18 protein-coding genes are annotated in these 19,331 nt (G+C 71.9%); 13 read left to right on the top strand and 5 right to left on the bottom strand.

The window, feature by feature from the left end; genetic code table 11:
* Nucleotides 1–16 precede the first annotated feature (16 nt).
* From OG417_RS52475 to OG417_RS52430, 10 genes are all read left to right on the top strand, one after another.
* Nucleotides 17–1,183 carry an ABC transporter substrate-binding protein gene (locus tag OG417_RS52475; protein WP_329246866.1) on the top strand — a complete coding sequence of 389 codons (1,167 nt, stop codon included), beginning with the start codon at nucleotides 17–19 and terminating at the stop codon, nucleotides 1,181–1,183.
* Between the two features lie 4 nt (nucleotides 1,184–1,187).
* On the top strand, nucleotides 1,188–3,008 hold the full coding sequence (locus OG417_RS52470) for an ABC transporter permease (RefSeq protein WP_329246864.1): 1,821 nt from the start codon (nucleotides 1,188–1,190) through the stop codon (nucleotides 3,006–3,008).
* Nucleotides 3,005–3,853, top strand: a complete 849-nt coding sequence (locus OG417_RS52465; RefSeq protein WP_329246862.1) for an ABC transporter ATP-binding protein — start codon at nucleotides 3,005–3,007, stop codon at nucleotides 3,851–3,853. Before OG417_RS52470 ends, OG417_RS52465 begins: the two co-directional genes overlap by 4 nt.
* Nucleotides 3,846–4,580 (top strand): ABC transporter ATP-binding protein, encoded by a 735-nt coding sequence (locus OG417_RS52460; RefSeq protein ID WP_329246859.1) that lies wholly within the window; start codon nucleotides 3,846–3,848, stop codon nucleotides 4,578–4,580. The genes OG417_RS52465 and OG417_RS52460 overlap by 8 nt, the downstream gene beginning before the upstream one ends.
* A 12-nt stretch (nucleotides 4,581–4,592) precedes the next feature.
* On the top strand, nucleotides 4,593–5,231 hold the full coding sequence (locus OG417_RS52455; protein WP_329246856.1) for a VOC family protein: 639 nt from the start codon (nucleotides 4,593–4,595) through the stop codon (nucleotides 5,229–5,231).
* Nucleotides 5,232–5,245: 14 nt separating this feature from the next.
* Entirely contained in the window at nucleotides 5,246–6,274 is a 1,029-nt protein-coding gene (locus tag OG417_RS52450; protein WP_329246854.1) for a zinc-binding dehydrogenase, read from the top strand.
* Between the two features lie 3 nt (nucleotides 6,275–6,277).
* Nucleotides 6,278–6,709: a PaaI family thioesterase gene (locus OG417_RS52445; RefSeq protein WP_329246851.1), complete on the top strand. Its 432-nt coding sequence runs from the start codon at nucleotides 6,278–6,280 to the stop codon at nucleotides 6,707–6,709.
* The gene (locus OG417_RS52440; RefSeq protein WP_329246848.1) at nucleotides 6,706–8,211 is read left to right on the top strand and encodes a class I adenylate-forming enzyme family protein; all 1,506 of its coding nucleotides are present in this window, start codon (nucleotides 6,706–6,708) and stop codon (nucleotides 8,209–8,211) included. Before OG417_RS52445 ends, OG417_RS52440 begins: the two co-directional genes overlap by 4 nt.
* Complete coding sequence (locus OG417_RS52435) at nucleotides 8,195–9,376, top strand: M20 metallopeptidase family protein (RefSeq protein WP_329246844.1); 1,182 nt, start codon at nucleotides 8,195–8,197, stop codon at nucleotides 9,374–9,376. The genes OG417_RS52440 and OG417_RS52435 overlap by 17 nt, the downstream gene beginning before the upstream one ends.
* Before the next feature lie 103 nt (nucleotides 9,377–9,479).
* Nucleotides 9,480–10,178, top strand: a complete 699-nt coding sequence (locus OG417_RS52430; protein WP_329246841.1) for a GntR family transcriptional regulator — start codon at nucleotides 9,480–9,482, stop codon at nucleotides 10,176–10,178.
* On the opposite strand, the gene OG417_RS52425 is transcribed toward OG417_RS52430, so the two are convergent.
* The 3 genes from OG417_RS52425 to OG417_RS52415 are packed head-to-tail and all read right to left on the bottom strand — an operon-like array spanning nucleotide 10,156 to nucleotide 13,121.
* Nucleotides 10,156–11,631 (bottom strand): NCS1 family nucleobase:cation symporter-1, encoded by a 1,476-nt coding sequence (locus OG417_RS52425; RefSeq protein ID WP_329246838.1) that lies wholly within the window; start codon nucleotides 11,629–11,631, stop codon nucleotides 10,156–10,158. The genes OG417_RS52430 and OG417_RS52425 overlap by 23 nt on opposite strands.
* A gap of 32 nt (nucleotides 11,632–11,663) precedes the next feature.
* Nucleotides 11,664–12,431, bottom strand: coding sequence for an SDR family NAD(P)-dependent oxidoreductase (locus OG417_RS52420; protein ID WP_329246835.1), 768 nt, complete (start codon nucleotides 12,429–12,431; stop codon nucleotides 11,664–11,666).
* 21 nt (nucleotides 12,432–12,452) lie between these two features.
* Nucleotides 12,453–13,121, bottom strand: coding sequence for an isochorismatase family protein (locus OG417_RS52415; RefSeq protein ID WP_329246832.1), 669 nt, complete (start codon nucleotides 13,119–13,121; stop codon nucleotides 12,453–12,455).
* Between the two features lie 161 nt (nucleotides 13,122–13,282).
* On the opposite strand from OG417_RS52415, the gene OG417_RS52410 reads away from it, so the two are divergent.
* Together OG417_RS52410 and OG417_RS52405 are read left to right on the top strand one after the other, a co-directional pair.
* Nucleotides 13,283–14,083 (top strand): FCD domain-containing protein, encoded by an 801-nt coding sequence (locus tag OG417_RS52410; protein WP_329246830.1) that lies wholly within the window; start codon nucleotides 13,283–13,285, stop codon nucleotides 14,081–14,083.
* A gap of 51 nt (nucleotides 14,084–14,134) precedes the next feature.
* A complete protein-coding gene (locus OG417_RS52405) occupies nucleotides 14,135–15,541 on the top strand; it encodes an amidohydrolase family protein (protein ID WP_329246828.1) in 1,407 nt (468 codons plus the stop codon).
* Here the strand turns inward: OG417_RS52405 and OG417_RS52400 are convergent.
* Entirely contained in the window at nucleotides 15,532–16,761 is a 1,230-nt protein-coding gene (locus OG417_RS52400) for a glycosyltransferase 87 family protein (protein WP_329246825.1), read from the bottom strand. The two genes, OG417_RS52405 and OG417_RS52400, sit on opposite strands and share 10 nt — an antisense overlap.
* 211 nt (nucleotides 16,762–16,972) lie before the next feature.
* Between OG417_RS52400 and OG417_RS52395 the strand changes: the two genes are divergently transcribed.
* Entirely contained in the window at nucleotides 16,973–17,947 is a 975-nt protein-coding gene (locus OG417_RS52395; protein ID WP_329246822.1) for a TAXI family TRAP transporter solute-binding subunit, read from the top strand.
* Here the strand turns inward: OG417_RS52395 and OG417_RS52390 are convergent.
* Nucleotides 17,937–19,325 (bottom strand): sensor histidine kinase, encoded by a 1,389-nt coding sequence (locus OG417_RS52390; protein ID WP_329246820.1) that lies wholly within the window; start codon nucleotides 19,323–19,325, stop codon nucleotides 17,937–17,939. The two genes, OG417_RS52395 and OG417_RS52390, sit on opposite strands and share 11 nt — an antisense overlap.
* Between the last annotated feature and the right edge of the window lie 6 nt (nucleotides 19,326–19,331).

The raw sequence follows: 19,331 nt of genomic DNA, 5'->3' as shown, positions 1-19,331 counted from the left end.
CTGCTGGGGACCTCACGTGAACAACCTTTCTCGTCGCGGGCTGCTGCGCGGTGCTGCTCTGGGTGCCGGTGCGCTGGCCCTGAACGCCTGCCGGAATCCGTTCTCCTCCTCCGGCTCCTCGGGCGGCGGTTCGTCGTCCGGGCCGGTCGTGTTCGGCGTCTGCGGGCCGATGACCGGCGACAACGCGGAGTACGGGGCCATCTGGAAGAAGGCCTTCAACCTCGCGATCAGCGAGGTCAACAAGGCCGGCGGGATCGGGGGCCGGAAGGTCCAGGTCGACATCCAGGACAGCCAGGCGAACCCGCGCCAGGCCGTGACGATCGCGCAGAAGTTCGCCTCCGACGGCAGGATCGTCGCCGAGCTCGGTGACTTCGCCAGCCCGGCCTCCATGGCCGCGTCCAGCATCTACGAGCGGGCCAGGCTCACGCAGTTCGGCATCACCGACTCCCACCCCGATTTCACCAAGGGCGGGCAGTACATGTGGAGCAACGCCGAGAGCCAGGACGACTCCGCCAAGAGCCAGGCCGACCTCGCGCACAGGTACGGCACCCGGCACGCCGTGGTCTACCTCGACACCGACTGGGGAGCCACGGTCTGGAAGATCTACCAGAAGGCGGCCAAGGCCAACGGCGACACGATCACCTATTCGTCCGGGTTCATCGCCTCGTCCACCGACTTCCGGCCGACGCTCATCAAGGCGCACCAGTCGAAGCCGGACGTGCTCACCATCATCGGCTACTACAAGGACGCCGCCCTGCTCACCCAGCAGGCGCGGGCCGTCGGGTTCGAGTCGACGCCGATCATCGTCTCCAACAGCGCGTACTCACCGCAGTACCTCACGCTCGGCGGTGACGCGACCAACGGCGTACGGCTCAACACCACCTTCTTCGCCGACGACCCGCGGCAGGAGGTGAAGGCGTTCGTGCGGAAGTGGCAGAGCCTCTACCACGAGACCCCGGACATGTTCGGCGCCGGCGCGTACGACGCCATCAACATCCTGATCTGGGCGGCCAGGAAGTACGGCGCGACCCGGGCCGGCATCCACGAGGGGCTGCTCAAGGGGAAGGACATCCCCAGCGTGGTCACCGGGCCGTTCGCGTTCGGGCCCAACCGGCGCGTCGGCACTCCGCACTTCATCGAGGTCGTCGTCAAGGACGGCAAGTACGTCCTCGCCGGCAAGTAGCGCGATGCTCTCCATCCTCATCTCCGGCGTCATCAACGGCGGCGCGTACGCGCTGCTCGCGGTGGGCATCTCGCTGATCTTCGGCGTCTCCAACCTCATCAACTTCGCCCAGGGGGCGGTCTTCGCCGTGGGCGCGCTGGTCGGCTGGTGGCTGATCGCCCGCGAGCACTGGCCGCTGTGGGCCGCGGTCATCGGCGTCGTCGTCTTCACCGGCCTGCTCGGCCTGGTCATCAACGTGCTCGCGGTGCAGCCGCTCGCCGGCGCGCCGCCGATCGCGGCCCTGCTGTCCACCTTCGCCGTCTCGATCATCCTGGCCAACGCCGCCCAGCTCGTCTTCTCCCCGGACACCCGGAGGTTCCCGCAGCTGCTGTCCAGCGACGACTTCGAGCTGGCGGGCGTACGGTTCGGCACGCTGCACATCGTCATCCTCTCGATCACCGCCGCGGTGATCACGGCGCTGGCGGCGTTCCTGCGGTACCACCGGCTCGGCCAGGCCATCCGGGCCACGGCACAGGACCGCGACGCCGCCGCGCAGATGGGCATCCCCGTGCGCGCCGTCGAGAACATCGCCTTCGTCCTGGCCTCCGCGCTCGGCGGGCTGGCCGGGGTGTTCGTCGGCATGTACGTCAGCAACGTCAACCCGACCATCGGCGACACCGCGGTGTTCGAGGCGTTCACCGCGGCCACGCTGGGCGGGCTCGGCAGCATGCCCGGCGCGATCGTCGGCGGCGTCCTGCTCGGCGTCGCCGAGGCGTTCGGCATCGCGCAGTGGGGCGACGGCGCCCGCCAGCTCATCACCTTCGTCGTCCTCATCGCGGTGCTGTGGCTGCGCCCGTCCGGGCTGCTGGGCAAGGCCCGTACGCTCGCGGCCGAGCCGATGACCGGCACCTTCTTCGGGCTCGGCACCCCCTACCGGCTGCGGCGCTGGCAGGCCGCGGCGCTGATCGTGTTCGCCGTCGCGGTCGCGCCCTTCCTGTTCAGCGCCTACGTGCTGGAGGTCGGCACCCAGATCCTGGTCTTCGCGATCCTGGCCCTGTCACTGACCCTGCTCACGGGCAACGCCGGCCAGATGTCGCTCGGCCAGGCGGGCCCGCTGGCGCTCGGCGCGTACTGCTCGGCGCTGCTGACCACGCGGGCCGGGCTCGGGTTCTGGCCGAGCCTGCTGATCTCGGGCCTCGTCGCCGCGGTCGTGAGCGTGGTGCTGGTGTCGCCGAGCTGGCGGCTGCGCGGCCACTACGTGGCCATCGCCACCCTCGGCACCGGCGCGATGATCGCCGCGTTCATCCTCAACGCCGGTGACCTGACCAACGGGCCGCAGGGCATCTCCGGGATCCCGCAGCCGTCGATCCTCGGGTTCCGCTTCGAGGCCCCGGCCACGTACTACCTGCTGGACCTGGTGATCCTGCTGCTGGTCATCGGCGTCGTACGGCGGCTGCAGGACTCCCCGCTCGGCAACGTCTGGGCGGCGATCCGGGAGGACGAGATCGCCGTACGGTCCGCGGGCGTCAACGCCGCCTCGTACAAGTCGCTGGCGTTCGCCGTCGGCGGTTTCTTCGCCGGGATCGCCGGCAGCCTGCAGGCCCACCAGTACGGCTACATCGACCCGACCCTGTTCAACATGCAGACCTCGCTGCTCGCCGTGACGATCGTCGTGCTCGGCGGGATCCGTTCGCCGCTGGGCGTCCTGCTGGGCAGCGTCGTCCTCGTGGGCGTTCCGGAGCTGTTCCGCGGCCTGCAGGACTACCGGATGCTCGTCTACGGCGCGGTGCTGGTGCTGCTCATCCGCTTCCGCCCGCAGGGACTTCTCGGAAGGAAGGCGGCGTGAAGGAAGAGCTCCTGAGGGTGTCGGGCCTGTCGCTGGCGTACGGCAGTCTGCGGGCGGTCGACGACGTCTCCTTCGCCGTACGCGAGGGCGAGGTGGTGAGCATCATCGGGCCCAACGGGTCCGGCAAGACGAGCACGATCAACCTGATCAGCGGGCTGCTCAGGCCGCAGGCGGGCCGGATCGTCTTCGCCGGGCGGGAGATCCAGGGCCACAAGGCGCACCGCGTCGCCCAGGCCGGCATCGCCCGCACCTTCCAGAACGGCCGCGTGTTCGGCAACCTGACCGTCGCCGAGAACGTGGAGGTCGGCCTGCATGAGACGCGCCTCGCCGGCCCGCTGCGCTCGTGGTCGAACACCCCGGTGGCGCGATGGGCGCCGCTGTTCCTCGAAACCCTGGTGAACCTCGCCGGCGGGCGGCGCCGGCGCCGCGAGCGCGCGGAGGTGGGGCGCCTGGTCGGCGAGCAGCTCGACCGGTTCCCGGACCGGCTGCCGGACCGCGCCGACCACCTCGCCTACAGCCTGTCGTACGCGAACCGGCGGCGTACGGAGATCGCCCGTGCGCTGGTGTCCAGGCCGCGGTTGCTCCTGCTGGACGAACCGACGGCGGGCATGAACCCGGCGGAGACCGACGAGATCATGCACAAGCTGCTGGAGCTGAAGGCGGCCGGCCAGACCATGCTCCTGGTGGAGCACAAGATGGACCTGGTCAACACGGTCTCCGACCGCGTGGTGGTGCTGGACGGCGGCAAGCTGCTCGTGGACGACGTGCCCGAGGTCGTCCAGGCCGATCCCCGCGTCATCGAGGCGTACCTCGGACGCCGAAGGGCGCCGGTGTCCGATGTCTGAGCCGATCCTGTCCCTGCGCGACGTCGACGTTCACTACGGGCACTTCCACGCCCTGCACTCGGTGTCGATCGACGTGTTCGACGGCGAGATCGTCTGCCTGCTGGGCGGCAACGCCTCCGGCAAGTCCACCACGATGAAGACGATCCTCGGCCTGGTGCGGCCGACCGCCGGGAAGGTCCTGCTCGACGGCGCCGACGTCACCCGCGAGTCGACACCGGCCCGCGTCCGCCGGGGCGTCGCCTCGGTGCCGGAGGCCCGGCGGGTGTTCCCGGAGATGACCGTGGAGGAGAACCTCCGGATGGGCGCGTTCACCCGCCGGCCCCGCCGCGAGATCGCCGCCGACCTGGAGACGATGTACGACCTGTTCCCGCGCATCGCGGAGCGGCGCCGGCAGGACGCGGGAACGCTGAGCGGCGGGGAGCAGCAGATGCTCGCCTTCGCCCGCGCCCTGATGTCCAAGCCCAGGGTCGTCTGCATGGACGAACCCACCATGGGCCTGTCGCCCCTGTTCGTCGACCGGGTGCTGGACACCGTCGTACGGCTCAACCGCGAGCTGGGCATCACCGCGTTCATGGTCGAGCAGAACGCCGAGCTGGCGCTGTCGATCGCGCACCGCGGATACCTGCTCGCGACCGGCGACCTGGTGCTGTCCGGCCCGGCGGGAGAGCTCGTCGACAACCCGAAGATCCGCGAGAGCTACCTCGGCAAAGCCGTTCAAAAGGACTGAAACGGAGAGACCATGACGGTGCACGGCATTCCCGACGTGCTCGACCACCTCGTCTACGCCACCCCCGACCTGGCCGGTACGGTCGCGGACTTCACCCGCCGTACGGGCGTGGCCCCCGTCGCCGGCGGCGCGCACCCGGACCGGGGAACCGCCAACTACCTGGTGGGGCTGGGCGGGCGAAGCTACCTGGAGATCATCGGCCCGGATCCCGGGCAGCCCGAACCGGCTCGCCCGCGTCCGTTCGGCCTCGACGGCCTGACCGCCGCCAAGGTGGTCACCTGGGCGATCCGCCCCGCCGACGTGGACGCCACGGTCGCCCGCGCCCGGCAGCGCGGCTACGACCCCGGCGAGGTACGGCCGCTGAGCCGCCGCCGGCCCGACGGCTCGCTGCTGGAGTGGCGCCTCACGCCGTCGGAGGACGCTCACCCGTCCGGCCTGGTCCCGTTCCTCATCGACTGGGGCGACGCGGCGCACCCGACCGCGGCCGGGCTGCCGGAGACCCCGCTGACGGCGCTGACCGCCCAGGCGCCCGACCCCGTCGAGATCGCCTCCCTGCTGGCCGCCGTCGACGTGGGCCTTCCCGTACGGACCGGCCCGCTCGGCCTGACCTTCACCATCGACACCCCGAACGGCCCCGTCACCGTGGCCTGAAAGAGAGGAAGGCCATGACGGCCACCATGCGCGCCGTCGTGCTCACCGAGCACGGCGACCTGGAGAATCTGAGCCTGCGCGACGACCACCCCCGCCCGACGCCCGCACCCGGGCACGTCGTGGTCAAGGTGCGGGCCACGTCGTTCAATTACCACGACGTGTTCACGATGCGGGGCATGCCGGGCATCCGCATCCCGCTGCCCGTCATCATCGGCCTGGACATCGCCGGCGAGGTCGACGAGCTGGGCGAGGGCGTCGAGGGCTGGCGGCCCGGCGACCGGGTGCTGGTCCACCCGCACCACCCGCAGCGCGGGCTGATGGGGGAGACCCTCGACGGAGGCCTCGCCCAGTACGTCCTGGTCTCCGCGGAGCAGCTGATCGCCCTCCCCGACAAGGTCTCGTTCGCCGACGCGGCGGCGCTGCCGGTCGCGTACGGCACGGCCCATCGCATGATCGTGGACAAGAAGACCGTACGCGCCGGCGACTCGGTCCTGGTCCTCGGCGCGTCGGGCGGCGTCGGCACCGCCAGCGTGATCCTGGCCAAGAAGCTCGGCGCCGAGGTGATCGCCGCCGTGGGCGGCGAGGACAAGGCGCGGCGCATGCTCGAACTGGGCGCCGACCACGCCATCAACTACCGCGAGGTCGACTTCCGCCAGTGGGTCAGGGACCGCTACGGCAAGCCGCAGCGGCACAGCGACGACGGCGGAGTGGACGTCGTCGTCAACTACACCGGAGGCGACACCTGGGCGCCGACCCTGCGCAGCGTGAAACGCGGCGGCAAGATCCTCGTCTGCGGCGCGACCGCGGGCTTCGACCCGCCCGAGGACCTGCGTTACATCTGGACCTTCGAGCTCCAGGTGATCGGCTCCAACGGGTTCAGCGCGGACGACTTCCACGCGCTGCTCGCCGGTGTGGCCGCCGGGGAGTTCGCCCCGGTCGTGGACGAGGTGATGCCGCTGTCGAGGGCGCACGAGGGGCTGCGCCGGCTCCGCGACCGTGAGGTCATCGGGAAGATCGTGGTCGACCCCTGGCTGGAGGGCTGAGGCGTGCCGGAGACACTGCTGCCGCGCGCCGACGAGGTCGAGCGGCTGATCCTGGCGAGCCCGTTCCACCGGTGGCTGGGCCTGCGGGTGACCGCGCTGAGCGAGCGCAGCATCACCGTTCAGGCGCCCTGGCGGGAGGAGTTCGTCTCCGACCCCGGACGCGGGACCGCCCACGGAGGCGTGCTCGCGGCGATGGCCGACCTCGCCGCCGACTGGGCCCTCGTCGGCACGATCGGCCGCGCGGTCCCCACCGTCGACCTGCGCGTGGACTATCTGCGCCCGGCCCGCCCGGGCCCGCTCACCGCGGTCGGGACCGTGGTCAAGCCCGGCCGCCAGGTGTCGGTGTCCGAGGCGGTCGTGACGGGCGCGGACGGCAAGGTGGTGGCCGTCGGCCGGGGCACCTTCCTGTCCGCCGTCGAGGGAGCGTCGCGGTGACCTTCGACTACGTCAACCAGGGCGACGCGGTGAGCCTGACCCGGCCGGACCATCCGGCGTTCGTGGAGACCGACACCGCCGGGGCGGCACTCGGCACGTGGACGTACGCCGAGTTCGACACCGCCGTGCGGGCGACCGGCCAGTGGCTGCGCGAGCAGGGCTTTCCCATCGGCGCGCGCGTCGGCCTCGTCGGCCTCAACAGCGTCCGCTGGGTGGTGGCGTTCTACGCGCTGCAGCGTGCCGGGCTGGTGCCGGTGCCGATCAGCCACAAGCTGCCCCGGTCGGGCGTGGAGTACATCCTCACCGACTCCGGTGCGGTCGCGGTGTTCACCGACGAACGGGCGCTGAGCGTGGACCTTCCGCGCTTCCCGCTGGAGGAGGTCGGGTGCGACCTCGCCGCCGACCCCGAGCGGTTCGTCTCGCACCGGCCCGCGCCCACCGACGCCGCCATGTTCCTCTACACCTCGGGCTCCACCGGCCGGCCGAAGGGCGTCGTGCTGTCGCAGCGCAGCCACCTGTGGGTGCTGGAGGTGCGCGCGGCCACGCCGCCACCGCCGGGGAACCGCAACCTGGTCGCGGCGCCGCTGTACCACATGAACGCGCTCGCGAACGTGCAGTCGGCCCTGGCGACGGGCGTCACCAGCGTGGTCATGCCCGCCTTCGACGCCCGTGGCTACCTGCGGGCCATCGCCGAGCACCGGGTCACCCGGCTGACCGCGGTGCCGCCGATGATCGCGATGCTCTTCCAGGAGCGGGACCTGGTCCAGAGCCTGGACCTGTCCAGCGTCACCGAGGTGTTCATGGGGTCGGCGCCGGCCAGCCAGAGCCTGTTCGACCAGGTCCGCGCCGTGCTCCCCGGCGCGCGGGTGCAGTTCGGCTACGGCACCACCGAGTCCGGGCCGATCGCGTTCACCGCGCATCCGGGCGGCCTGCCCACCCCGGACGGCTCGGTCGGCGTGGCCGACCCGCACGTGGAGCTCCGCCTGGTCGACGGCGCCGGGACGGTCGTCCCGGACCAGGGGGTACTGGAGATCCGCTGCCCGGCGCTGATGACCGGCTACCACAACCGGCCCGACGTCCCGGACCCGGTCACCGCCGACGGCTTTTACCACACCAAGGACATCTTCCGCGTGGACGGTGATGGGTTCTACTTCTTCGTGGGCAGGTCCGACGACATGTTCGTCTCCGGCGGCGAGAACATCTACCCCGGCGAGGTCGAGCGGGTGATCCAGTCCCACCCGGACGTCCTGCACTCGGCCGTGGTCCCCGTACCGGACGAGATCAAGGGCACCAAGCCGGTCGCGTTCGTGGTCGTACGGGCCGGGGCGGAGGCCGACGCCGAGGGCATCAAGCGCCACGTGCTGGAGCACGCACCCGCCTACCAGCACCCGCGGCGGGTGTGGTTCGTCGACGCGCTCCCGCTCTCATCCACCAACAAGATCGACCGTGCGTCGCTGACCGAGCGTGCGCGGAAGGAGACCCTCGATGACCTTGCGCGATGACGCTCGTGCGCTCTCCGGTGACCTCGTCCGCCTCCGCCGCGAGATCCATGCGGACCCGGAGATCGGGCTGCGGCTCCCGCGGACGCAGCAGCGGGTCCTCGCCGCGCTGGACGGGCTGCCGCTGGAGGTCAAGACGGGCGGCGCGCTGGACTCGGTGACGGCCGTGCTGCGGGGCGGCGCACCGGGGCCGGCCGTCCTGCTGCGCGGCGACATGGACGCCCTGCCGGTGGTCGAGAAGACCGGCCTGCCGTACGCCTCGTCCAACGGCGCCATGCACGCCTGCGGCCACGACCTGCACACGGCCGGCCTGGTCGGTGCCGCGCGGCTGCTGTCCGCGCGGCGGGAACGCCTGGCCGGTGACGTGATCTTCATGTTCCAGCCCGGGGAGGAGGGCTACGACGGCGCCGGGCAGATGATCGCCGAAGGCGTGCTGGAGGCCGCCGGCGACCGCCCGGTCGCCGCCTACGGCGTGCACGTGAGCACCGAGCACGCGTCCGGCATGTTCCACGGCCGGCCGGGGACGCTGATGGCCGCCTCGGCCACCTTCGACGCCACGGTCCACGGGGCGGGAGGGCACGGGTCGCGCCCGCACGACGCCAAGGATCCCGTGCCGGTCGCGGCCGAGCTGATCACCGCGTTGCAGACCATGGTCACGCGACGCTTCGACGTGTTCGACCCGGTCGTGGTCACCGTCGGCCGGGTACGGGCCGGGGAGGCGGTCAACGTGATCCCCGACCACGCCTCGCTCGGCGCCACCGTCCGGGCCTTCTCTCCCGAGGCCATGCGCAGGGCGGAGGAGGAGATCGGCCGGGTGCTGGCGAACGTGGGCCGGGCCCACGGGGTGGAGGTCGCGCTGTCCTTCGAGCCGCAGTATCCGGCGACGGTCACGGACCCGGCCGAGACCGCGTTCGCCGCGGGAGTGGTCGAGGAGGTCTTCGGCTCGGTGCGGTGGGAGCCGCTCGCGGTGCCCAAGACCGGGGCGGAGGACTTCTCCCGGGTCCTGGCCGAGGTGCCGGGCACCTTCGTCTTCCTCGGCGCGCACGACGCCGCGACGGGCCCCGCGGCGTCCAACCACTCGCCGCTGGCGCGGTTCGACGACACCGTCATCGCCGACGCCGCGACGCTGCTGGCCGAACTCGCGATCCGCCGGCTCGCCGCGTCCTGACCGATGCCTTCCGCGGCCCAGCGCGCCGAGGGCATGCGCCACGATGAAGAAGCTCGACGGCCCGGAGGGCCCGGCCGTCGCATCCACTGTTCCAGGAAGGCCCATGCCGAACACCCTGCCTGAACGGTCTCCCGGGTCCGGCGAGTTCGGATCGGCGCCGCGCGACTCGGCCGCCGCGCAGTACGAGGTGATCAGGTTCCTGATCGTCGACGGCTCGATCCAGCCCGGCGAGCTCCTCCTGGAGACCGCCCTGAGCAGGCGGCTGGGAGTGTCCAGGACGCCGATCCGCGAAGCGCTCGCCCGGCTCGCGCAGGAAGGCCTGATCAACCGCGAGACCCGCGGCTACGTGGTGAAGAAGCGCACACCCGAGGAGATCCTGGAGATCTACGAGGTGCGCATCGTGCTGGAGTCCGCGTGCGCCGCGTGGGCCGCGGGTCAGGCGTCTTCGTACGATCTGGCGCGGCTCGAACACCTCACCGCCGAGGCCGGGTCCTGCACGGACTACGAGACGCACCTGCGCCTCAACACCGAGTGGCACGCCGCGCTGCGCGCCGCGGCGCACAACGAGACGACGACCCGGCTGCTGGACGGGTTGAGCGTGCTGCAGCAGATCTACAACCCGCAGATGCGGGTGCGCCAGACCGCCACTCTCAGCGAGGGACAGGCCGAGCACGTCCGGATCGTCGACGCGATCAAGCGGGGCGACGCCGACGCGGCGCGGCTGGCGATGACCGAGCATCTCTCCCACGTCCGTGACCTACGGGTGGCCGCGTTCCTGCTCAACTACGAGAAGAGACGATGACCTGCCGCCGCCGCAGGGTCTGCCCCGAGAGCGCCGTGCCGGCCACGTGGACGAGGGCGCCGACGGCGACACCGAGGAACCAGTTGTAGTTGTACAGCGGCTTCAGCGGCGGAACGAACAGGCCGGAGAGCGCGACGAGGACGCCGAGGGCGAACGCGATGAGCGCGACCGGGTTCCATCCCCTGACGTAGGTGTAGGGATCGGCGGGGTCGCGGGAGTAGAGCGCGGCCACGTCGTAGCGGCGGTGCCGGATGAGGTAGAAGTCGGCGAGCATGATGCCGGTCACCGGTCCCATGGTGGCGCCGATGGCGCCGAGGATGTCGGAGATGGCGCCGCTCTCGTCGTACCAGAGCCAGGGCGCGAACACCACGGCGGCGATAACGGCGAGCATGCCGGAGCGCCGGAAGTTCAGCAGCCGGGGCGCCAGGTTCGTCAGGTCGAAGCCGGCGGACACACCGTTGGTGGCGACGTTCACCGACGCCGTGGCGACGAGCACGCACGCCGCGCCGAGCACGGCGACGACGGGGTTGCCGAAGCGGGTGAGGATGTCGATCGGGTTGGTGATGACCGTGCCGAACGCCACCCGGGTGCCCTCGGCGGCCAGCAGCCCCATGGCGGAGAACAGGAAGAACATCACGGGGAACCCGATTCCCTGACCGATCGCCTGGTCGCGCTGGCTCCGCGCGAAACGGGTCATGTCGGCGATGTTGAGCACCAGCGTCGCGACGGTGCCCAGCAGGGCGCTCATCGACAGGAAGAAGGTGCTCCAGAACGCGCCGGGCGCGATCGTGGACGGGCCGTTCGTCAGCGGCCCGAGCCCGCCCGCGGCCGAGGCGGCCCAGATCACCAGGCCGATGGCGAGGACCATGATGGACGGTCCGGCCCAGACCTCGAACTTGCGTACCGTGTCGATGCCGTGACCGACGATGTAGGCGTGCACGAGCCAGCAGATGACGAACGCGATCAGCACGTCGACGCCCATGCCGAGCACGTGGTGGTGCCCGAGCGCCCGGTAGTGCGGGATGGCCACCGACAGGACGGCGCCGATGGCCTTGCTGCCGATGTAGATATGGACGGCGAACCAGAAGACGGCGACGAACGCGCGCAGGAACACCGGGATCTGCGCGGCCGAGTACCCGAAGGGCGCGCGGACGAGCACGGGGAACGGCACGCCGTGGCGGGCGCCGAGCACACTGTTGGCGAGGATGGCCGCGAAGGCGACGCCGTACGCGGCGCAGACGCAGCCGAGTGCCTGCCAGAAGCTCATGCCGAGGGCGATGAGGTTCGCCGCCACCTGCCAGGCGACGATGTTGTGCACGATCCCCATCCAGATGGTGGAGTAGTTCCACCACGTCCAGCGTCGCCGTTCGGGCGGTAGGGGTGCGAGGTCGGGGTTGGACAGTCCGAGGTCGTCGGCCGGGGTGGTCGTCGCGGTCACGCTTGGCCGGGTCATCCGGGATACGCCTCCAAGGCGTCGAGCCGAGGTCAGGGCATGACGTCGCCGCAGTTGGGTCCGAGCGTCTGCCCGGTGTAGAGGTCTCCGCCGGGTTCCGACGCGAGGAGGAGCGCCGTGGGCACCACCTGTTCGGGGTCGCCGAATCGGGGGATGACAAGTTCCGCGCGCTTGTTCTCCGTCCATTCGGACGGGACGTTCCGCATCATCTGGGTGTCGATGGGACCGGGCGCGATGCAGTTCGCGGTGATTCCGTACGCGCCCCCCTCGCGCGCCACCGACTTGGTGAAGCCGATGACGCCCGCCTTGGCGGCCGCGTAGTGCGCGTGGTCCACCCCGCCCTTCAGGGCGAGCTGGGACGCGATGTTGATGACGCGGCCGTACCGCTGGGCGATCATTCGCCGTACGGCCGCGCGGGTGGTCAGGAAGACGGCCGTCAGGTTGACGGCCAGCATCCGGTCCCACATCTCGGTCGGCATCTCGTGGACGCGGCTCTGGGTGGAGATCGCGGCGTTGTTCACGAGCACGTCGATCCGGCCGTACGAGCGGACGGTGGTGGCGACCAGCCGCTCGGCGACCTCCTCCCGTGCGATGTCACCGGGGACGGTGACGACGTTCCCGCCGTGGCCGCGGAGCTCGGCGAGGAACGTGTCGAGCCCGTGAGTGTCCTCTTCGAGGTGGTTGATGACCAGGTCGGCGCCCGCGGCGGCGAATCCGGCGGCGAGGGCGCGGCCGATCCCGCGCCCGGGGCCGCTGCCGGTGATCGCCACCGCCTTGCCGGACACGCCGCTCGCGTGCATGCCGCCTCCCGTTCCCGTGGTCTAGGCGTTGGTGGTGCTGAGGTGGTTCAGCACGTCGTCGACGGTCGTCACGTCGCCGAACCGCGCGTCGATGTCCATCAGGGCGCCGGCGTGCGCGGAGGTGCTGCGGTCGGCCACCGCATCGCGCGGCACGATCACGTGCAGGTTGTGGTTGAAGGCGCTCTCGCAGGTGGAGCGGACGCAGCCGCTGGTGCTCACGCCCACGACGATCACCGTGTCCGCGCCCAGGCCCACCAGCATGGACAGCACGTTCGTGCCGAAGAACGCGGAGGCCCGCGGCTTTTCGACCAGGGGTTCGTCGTCGCGCCGGCCCAGCTCCGGGCAGAGCCGGGTGCGCTCGGAACCACGCAGCATGAGCTTGCTGTGCGGCGTCTTGGCGGTGACCACCGGACCCGCCTCGATCATCGCCGGGTCGTAGGCCATGGTCGTGAAGATGATGGGTACGTCGTGTTCGCGGGCGGCGCCGAGCAGGGTGACCACCGCCTTGAGCGTCGGCTCCACGTCCGCGCCGAGCTGTTCGTCCCGGTCGGTCCAGGCCTTGGCCATGTCGATGACCAGGACGGCCGGTCGCGAGCCCCAGCCGACGCGTCCGCTGAAGCCCGCCTCCCGGTACAGCTTGCGCAGCTCCGGGTCGTCCAGGCTGTGGGCGTACGGCGTGCGCGAACTCATCGAGACCCCTTAAGATCGCGTTGGATGGATGTTTCTCGGGAAGCTAACACGTCCCTCAAATTTGAGGAAGGCTCCTCGTGTTAAATTCTGCTCACGCGGGTCGGGACATGCTCGGCGAAGCCGCAGATCAGCAGGCGAATGGTAAACGGATGGTAACCGGTATGGCCACGGAAGCGTACGGTACGTCATCCGCGCCGGAGGCGACCGCGGCGCTTCCCCCGGAGGCGGAGAAGCTGCTCCTGGTGCTGCGCCGCTCGACCGGTCCCGTGGGTGCCCGCCAGGCGGCGCGATCGCTGGCCGAGACGGGGGCGAAGATCAGCGAGGCGAGCGTCTCGCGCGTGCTGTCCCACCTCGACAGCCTCGGGCTCACCGAGCCGGTCGGCCGCAAGGGCCGGGTGCTCACCGAGCAGGGCGGGCGGCACGTCGCCCGCCGGCTTTCGGACCAGCGGCGCAACGCCGACTTCAGCAAGGCGCTGGACATCCAGACGATGCAGCAGCTCCTGGACTGGCTGCACGCCCGCCGGGGCGTGGAGTGCGAGGTCGTCCGCGCCGTGGCGGAACGGGCGGGGGATGACGCGCTGGCGCGGCTGGAAGAGCTGCTCGCCGCCCACGAGAAGGCGATCGACGCCGGGGCGGACCCGACGCCGGTGGCCATGCGGTTCCACACCGAGCTGGCGCAGGCCGCCGACAGTCCGCTGCTGCGGGCGCTGGCGACGTTGTTGCAGACGGAGGAGCTGGCGCCGATGGAGCAGCTCCTCGACACCATCACCGGCGGGCACGGGACGATGGGGCGTTCGACGAGGGAGCACGAGTCGATCCTCGAGGCGCTGCGCGCCCGCGACCCGGACGCCGCCGAACGGGCGATGCGGGCGCACCTCGACCGGCTGATCACCGAGGTGGACGAGTTCGCCCGTGGTGACCTCGGCGGGATGCTGCCGAGACTGCTCCGGCTGATCAGGTAGAGACGTTCCTCAATCTTGACAGACGTGTTTCAGCCTGCCTAGCGTGCGGACGTGAGCGGTCCTACATTCGATCTCCTGATCCGCGGCGGCCGGGTGGTCACCGGCCGCCTTGACGAGCGGCTCGACGTCGGCGTCGACGGCGGGCGGGTCGCGGCGCTGTTGCGCCCCGGCGTCCCGGCCTCCGCCCGGAAGGTCGTGGACGCGGCCGGGCTCATGGTGCTGCCGGGCGGCATCGACACTCATACGCACGTCGCCTGGCCGTACGGCGACCGGGTCACCCGGGACGGGTTCGCCGGGGCGACGCGTGCCGCCGCGCTCGGCGGCACCACGACACTCGTCGACTTCGTGCCGCCGAACGCGCCCGGGCAGCGGCTGGCCGACGCATGCGAGGAACGGATCCGCGCCATCGACGAGGCCGCGGTGATCGAGGTGGGCCTGCACCCCATCCTCAACCGGTCCGACGAGGAGACGCTCGGCGACATCGGCGCGGTCATCGGACGCGGCCTCACCTCGTTCAAGATGTACACGACCTACGAGGAGAACCGCGTCGACGACGGCGACGTCTGGCGGCTGACGCGGGAGATCGCGCGGCACGGCGGCCTGCCGGGCTTCCACGCGGAGAACCACGAGCTGCTCACCGCGGCCGAGCACGAACTCGCCGCCGGCGGCCGCACGGACGTGCGCGACTTTCCCGACAGCCGGCCGGCCCTCGCCGAGGCCGCCGCGATCGGCACGGTCACGTTGATCGCCGGTACGGTCGGCACGCCCGTGTACATCTTCCACGTCTCCGGCGCCGCGGCGCTGGCCGCGATCGACCGGGCCCGGACGTCCGGCGTCACCGTGCACGCCGAGACCTGCACCCACTACCTGACCTTCGACGACACGGTCTTCGCCCGCCCGGACGGGTGGAAGTTCGTGATCACACCGCCGATCCGGGGCGCCGCCGACCGCGACCGTCTCTGGGCCGCGGTGGCCGGCGGCGGCGTGACGTCGGTCGGGTCCGACCATTGCGCCTACCCGCTGGCCGAGAAGTCGGCGCGGCCGGACGACCACCGGCTCACGCCGCCGGGCGCCGCCGGGGTCCAGAGCCGGACGCCCGTCCTCTGGCACGAGACCGTGAACGTGCGCGGCCTCGCGCCGTCGCTCTTCGCCCAGGTGTCCGCCGAGCGCGCGGCGCGGGCGCTCGGCATGTACCCGCGCAAGGGCACGATCGCCGTCGGCTCCGACGCCGACCTGCTGCTGCTGGACCCCGACGCGGCCTGGACCGGCGCGGACCTGGACCCGGCCTCGGGCGACACGTTCGACCTCTACGCCGATCACGCCGGTCGCGGCCGCGCCCGGCACGTCTTCGTCCGTGGCCAGGCCGTGGTCGAGGACGGCCGCCTCACCGACGGCCCCGCGCCGGGCGGCTTCCTCCCCCGCGCCCGCGTCGGCGAGCCGTGCCCCGCTCAGAGTTGAGGAACGTGTGACGGGAAGGGTCGAGGCTCGACGGTCGCCGGGTCGGTCGTCTCGGCGGGCCGGCGGCGGCTCCAGGGCATGGCGAGGATGAGCAGCGCGATGACGGCGACCGAGCTCCTCGACCACCACTGGTGGTTCTGCCACCAGCCGACGTCGTCGAAGTGGGTCAGGTAGATGTAGCCGAGCCCCGCCCACAGGGCGGCGAGCGCGAGCGCGGGGCGGCTGAACCTGGTCGGGCGGGCGATCAGGAACGGCACGAACCACAGCAGGTACTGGGCGCCCATGCGCGGCGTGACGATCATGAAGGCGAGCAGGACGGCCGAGGTCATGTCGACGCGGTCGGCGCGTCGCCACAGCCACATCACCGCGAGCAGGGTGGCGTACAGGACGACCTGCCCGACGCCGGCGGCGGTCGGGGCCAGCGCCCAGTTGCCGCCGGTCATCCACGCCGTCCAGCCCCATTCGCCCACGACCGGGCGTACGCCGCCGAGATACCGGGCCACGTTCAGCAGGTCCGACCAGCTCACCTTCAGCACGAGGGGCATGGTGACCAGGAAGAACACCGGGACGACGCCGGTCATCACGATGCCGCGGAGGCGTTCGCGCCAGTCGGGCAGCAGCGCCAGCAGGGGCGGAAGCAGGATGACCGGCCACGATCCGGTCGACAGCGCGAAGCCGAACATCGCCCCGGCCCACCCGCCGCGTCCGCCCCGCGCCAGCACGTACGCCGCGACCAGGAACGCCAGCGCGACCGGCTCGATCTGCCCGTGGATCACCGAGACCATCAGCGCGATCGGGTTGCAGGCGTAGGCGAACCGGGCGGCCGGGGCGTTCCGGCCGCCGGCCAGCTTCCCCACCAGGGGGATCAGCGCGATGTCGGCGGCCACGGTGACCAGCCGCCCGGCGATCTCCCAGGGCAGTCCCGCCCGCAGGCCCAGGCCGTACAGGTAGGGGATCATCGGCAGGAAGTGCCACGACCCGTGGGTGGCGACGACCGGATCCTGGTGCGCGAGGACGGCCTGCCCGGCGGCCTTGAAACCGTTCGCGAAGTCGAGCGGCTGCCAGGAGTCGGCGGCGGCGGTGATGAGCAGGAACAGGCGCAGCGCGATTCCGACGGCCAGCGCCCTGCCCAGCGACGGCCGCCAGCCGCGCCACAGGGAGAGGGCGGACAGGAGGAGCCCGGCGACCAGGACGGATGCGGTGATAACGGGGTGGTCCATTACCGGACAGATTGCCACAGGTCAGCGGCCGTATCGCCGCTGACCTGCGGATTTACAGCCAACTCTCAGCGTGCCCTCGGGGTTCACGCAGGCGCGGAGCCGCCGCCCGCCGGACCGGGACGCGCGGTGGGTATGCCGGGGCGGCCACGACATCGGCTCCGCGACACCGACGGTGACCCTCCGGCCACGCGCCGGGGTGAGAACATGTCGCATGCCCTCACTCCCGCGCGTCCTCCCGGCCGTGCCCGGCTCTCCTCCGGCCCGCCGGGCGGTGTTGCTCGCGGCGCTGTGCCTGCCGGCGGGATGTGCGCTGGTGGGCGCGGAGCCGTCGTACCGCGAAGGACCGCTGCCGATCGCCACCGGAGCCGTCGACGGCGTCTACTACCGCTACGCCCGGTCGCTGGCCGCCCGCATCGGCCGTCGCCTGCCGGGCGTCCGCCCGTCCGTGGACTCCACCACCGGGTCCGTGGACAACCTGCGCCGCCTGACCTCCGGCCGCGACCGGCTGGCCTTCGTGGCCGCGGACGCCGTGGGAGCGGCGGCCACGGCCCGTACGCTCCGGTCGCTGGCCCGGCTCTACGACGACTACATCCACCTGGTCGTGGCGGGCTCCGGCCCGATCCGGTCGGTGGAGGACCTGCGCGGCCGTACGGTCTCGGTGGGCGCGGCCGGCTCGGGCGTGGAGCTCGTGGCCGGGCGGGTGCTGGACGCCGCCGGCCTCACCTCCGGCCGGCGTCCCACCCGGGTGCGCATGGGGCTGGAGGAGTCCGCCGCCGCGTTGCGCGCACGGCGCATCGACGCCTTCTTCTGGTCCGGAGGACTGCCGACGGCCGGCATCGCGCTGCTCGCCCGTCAGGTGCCGATCCGGCTCCTCGCGCTCGGCACGCTCGCGGCACCGATCCGCGAGCGCTACGGGCCGTACTACCGCGCCGCCGCGATCCCGGACGGCACCTACGACGGCGTCGGCGCGACCCTCACGCTCGCGCTGGCCAACTTCCTGCTCGCCACGACCTCACTGGACGACGGGCTGGCCTACCGGGTGACCGAGATCCTCATCCGCGACCGGGACGCCGTCGCCGCCGAGGTGCCCTCGGCCGAGCACCTGGACGTACGCGACGCCATCCAGACCGAGCCGATCCCACTCCACCCGGGCGCCCTGCGCTACTACCGGTCCGTCAAACCGTGACGGCCGGGGAACGATCCGCCGGCACCGCCATCGTCACGGACAGGCCGCCTCCGTCGGAGGTGGTGATGTCCAGCCGGCCCCCGCAGGCGGCGAGGAGCGTACGCGCCACGGCCAGTCCGAGCCCGGAGCCGTGCACGTTCTGGTGGCGCGGGCTGCGCCAGAACCGGTCGCCGATGCGGGCCAGCTCCTCCTGGGGCAGCCCGGGCCCGTCGTCGGTCACCTCGATCTCGACGGGGTCGCCGGTGCTGGTGACCGTCACGCTCACGACCGAGCCCGCCGGGGAGAACTTCAGCGCGTTGTCGATCACCGCGTCGAAGGCGCTGCCGAGCGCGGTCGGATCCGCGACCGTCCAGACCGGCCCGCCCCAGACGCGCATCACGGCGATGTCCCGCTGGTCCGCGACGACCTGCCAGGCGGTGACCCGCTCCTCGACGAGCGCGACCACGTCGAAGCGTTCGGCGGCGGCCTCGCGCTGTTCGGCGAGGGCGAGTTCGAGGAGGTCGTCGAGGACGGCGGTCAGGCGGCGCGCCTCGCTGCGGAGGTTCTGGATCTCCTCCTCCCGGCCCGGCGGCAGCGCCAGGGCCAGGTCCTCCAGCCGGAGCATGACCGCGGACAGCGGATTGCGGAGCTGGTGGGACGCGTCGGCGACGAACGCGCGCTGGCGTTCCATCGTGTCCTCCACCTTCTGCGCCATCCCGTTGAACGAGGCGGTGAGACGGCGCAGCTCGGGCGGGCCGGACGCGGCCGTCACACGGGCGTCCAGGTGACCGGTGGCGATGGTGTGGGTGGCCGCGTCGAGAGCCCGCACCGGGCGCAGCATCCAGGTCGCCAGGCGGTGGGCGAGCAGCAGGAACAGCAGGACCGCGACGGCGGCCGCACCGCAGAGCACCAGCCACCGGTGCAGGACGGCGGCGCGCATCCGCCGTGTCGGTGAGACGGTCACCACGGCGCCCACGACGTCCCCGGACTGCATCACGGGGGCGGCCACCGTCAGCGAGCGGTCGCTCCAGGGCCAGATCACGGCCGGGTCGGCGCTGTGCCGTCCGGCGTACGCCTGGCGGAGGAACGCCGAGACGTCGCCGGCGTCGCCGCCCGGATAGCCGGGCGTGGCGACCAGCCGGCGGCCGCCCCGGTCCAGCACCGCGGCCGCGATGCCGTACACCTGCTGGTAGCGCGTGAGCTCGGTGTTCAGCGTGGAGGTGGGCATGCCCGGGGCCGCGTTTCCGGCCAGCGCCGCGAACCGCACGGTGTCATCCAGGCGGTCCTGGAACAGCGCGTCCTGGTGCTGACGGACGATGCTCGTCCCCAGCGGAACGCCGAGGGCGAGCAGGATGCAGACCATGAGGGTGATCAGGGTCCCGATGAGTCGCGCGCGCACGGTGGG

Origin of the sequence: Actinoallomurus sp. NBC_01490, from assembly GCF_036227085.1 — a bacterium.
GTDB classification, from domain to species: Bacteria; Actinomycetota; Actinomycetes; order Streptosporangiales; family Streptosporangiaceae; genus Actinoallomurus; species Actinoallomurus oryzae.
The sequence above is the reverse complement of the archived record's forward strand: the minus strand, read 5'-3'. Positions and strand labels throughout refer to the sequence as shown.

What these genes read in the sequence shown, in the direction of transcription:
- OG417_RS52410 (WP_329246830.1), top strand. Translation starts at nt 13,283, where the DNA reads ATGGCCACGGAAGCGTACGGTACGTCATCCGCGCCGGAGGCGACCGCG.
- OG417_RS52455 (WP_329246856.1), top strand. Translation starts at nt 4,593, where the DNA reads ATGACGGTGCACGGCATTCCCGACGTGCTCGACCACCTCGTCTACGCC.
- OG417_RS52460 (WP_329246859.1), top strand. Translation starts at nt 3,846, where the DNA reads ATGTCTGAGCCGATCCTGTCCCTGCGCGACGTCGACGTTCACTACGGG.
- OG417_RS52435 (WP_329246844.1), top strand. Translation starts at nt 8,195, where the DNA reads ATGACCTTGCGCGATGACGCTCGTGCGCTCTCCGGTGACCTCGTCCGC.
- OG417_RS52415 (WP_329246832.1), bottom strand. Translation starts at nt 13,121, where the DNA reads ATGAGTTCGCGCACGCCGTACGCCCACAGCCTGGACGACCCGGAGCTG.
- OG417_RS52420 (WP_329246835.1), bottom strand. Translation starts at nt 12,431, where the DNA reads ATGCACGCGAGCGGCGTGTCCGGCAAGGCGGTGGCGATCACCGGCAGC.
- OG417_RS52400 (WP_329246825.1), bottom strand. Translation starts at nt 16,761, where the DNA reads ATGGACCACCCCGTTATCACCGCATCCGTCCTGGTCGCCGGGCTCCTC.
- OG417_RS52425 (WP_329246838.1), bottom strand. Translation starts at nt 11,631, where the DNA reads ATGACCCGGCCAAGCGTGACCGCGACGACCACCCCGGCCGACGACCTC.
- OG417_RS52470 (WP_329246864.1), top strand. Translation starts at nt 1,188, where the DNA reads ATGCTCTCCATCCTCATCTCCGGCGTCATCAACGGCGGCGCGTACGCG.
- OG417_RS52430 (WP_329246841.1), top strand. Translation starts at nt 9,480, where the DNA reads ATGCCGAACACCCTGCCTGAACGGTCTCCCGGGTCCGGCGAGTTCGGA.
- OG417_RS52395 (WP_329246822.1), top strand. Translation starts at nt 16,973, where the DNA reads ATGCCCTCACTCCCGCGCGTCCTCCCGGCCGTGCCCGGCTCTCCTCCG.
- OG417_RS52450 (WP_329246854.1), top strand. Translation starts at nt 5,246, where the DNA reads ATGACGGCCACCATGCGCGCCGTCGTGCTCACCGAGCACGGCGACCTG.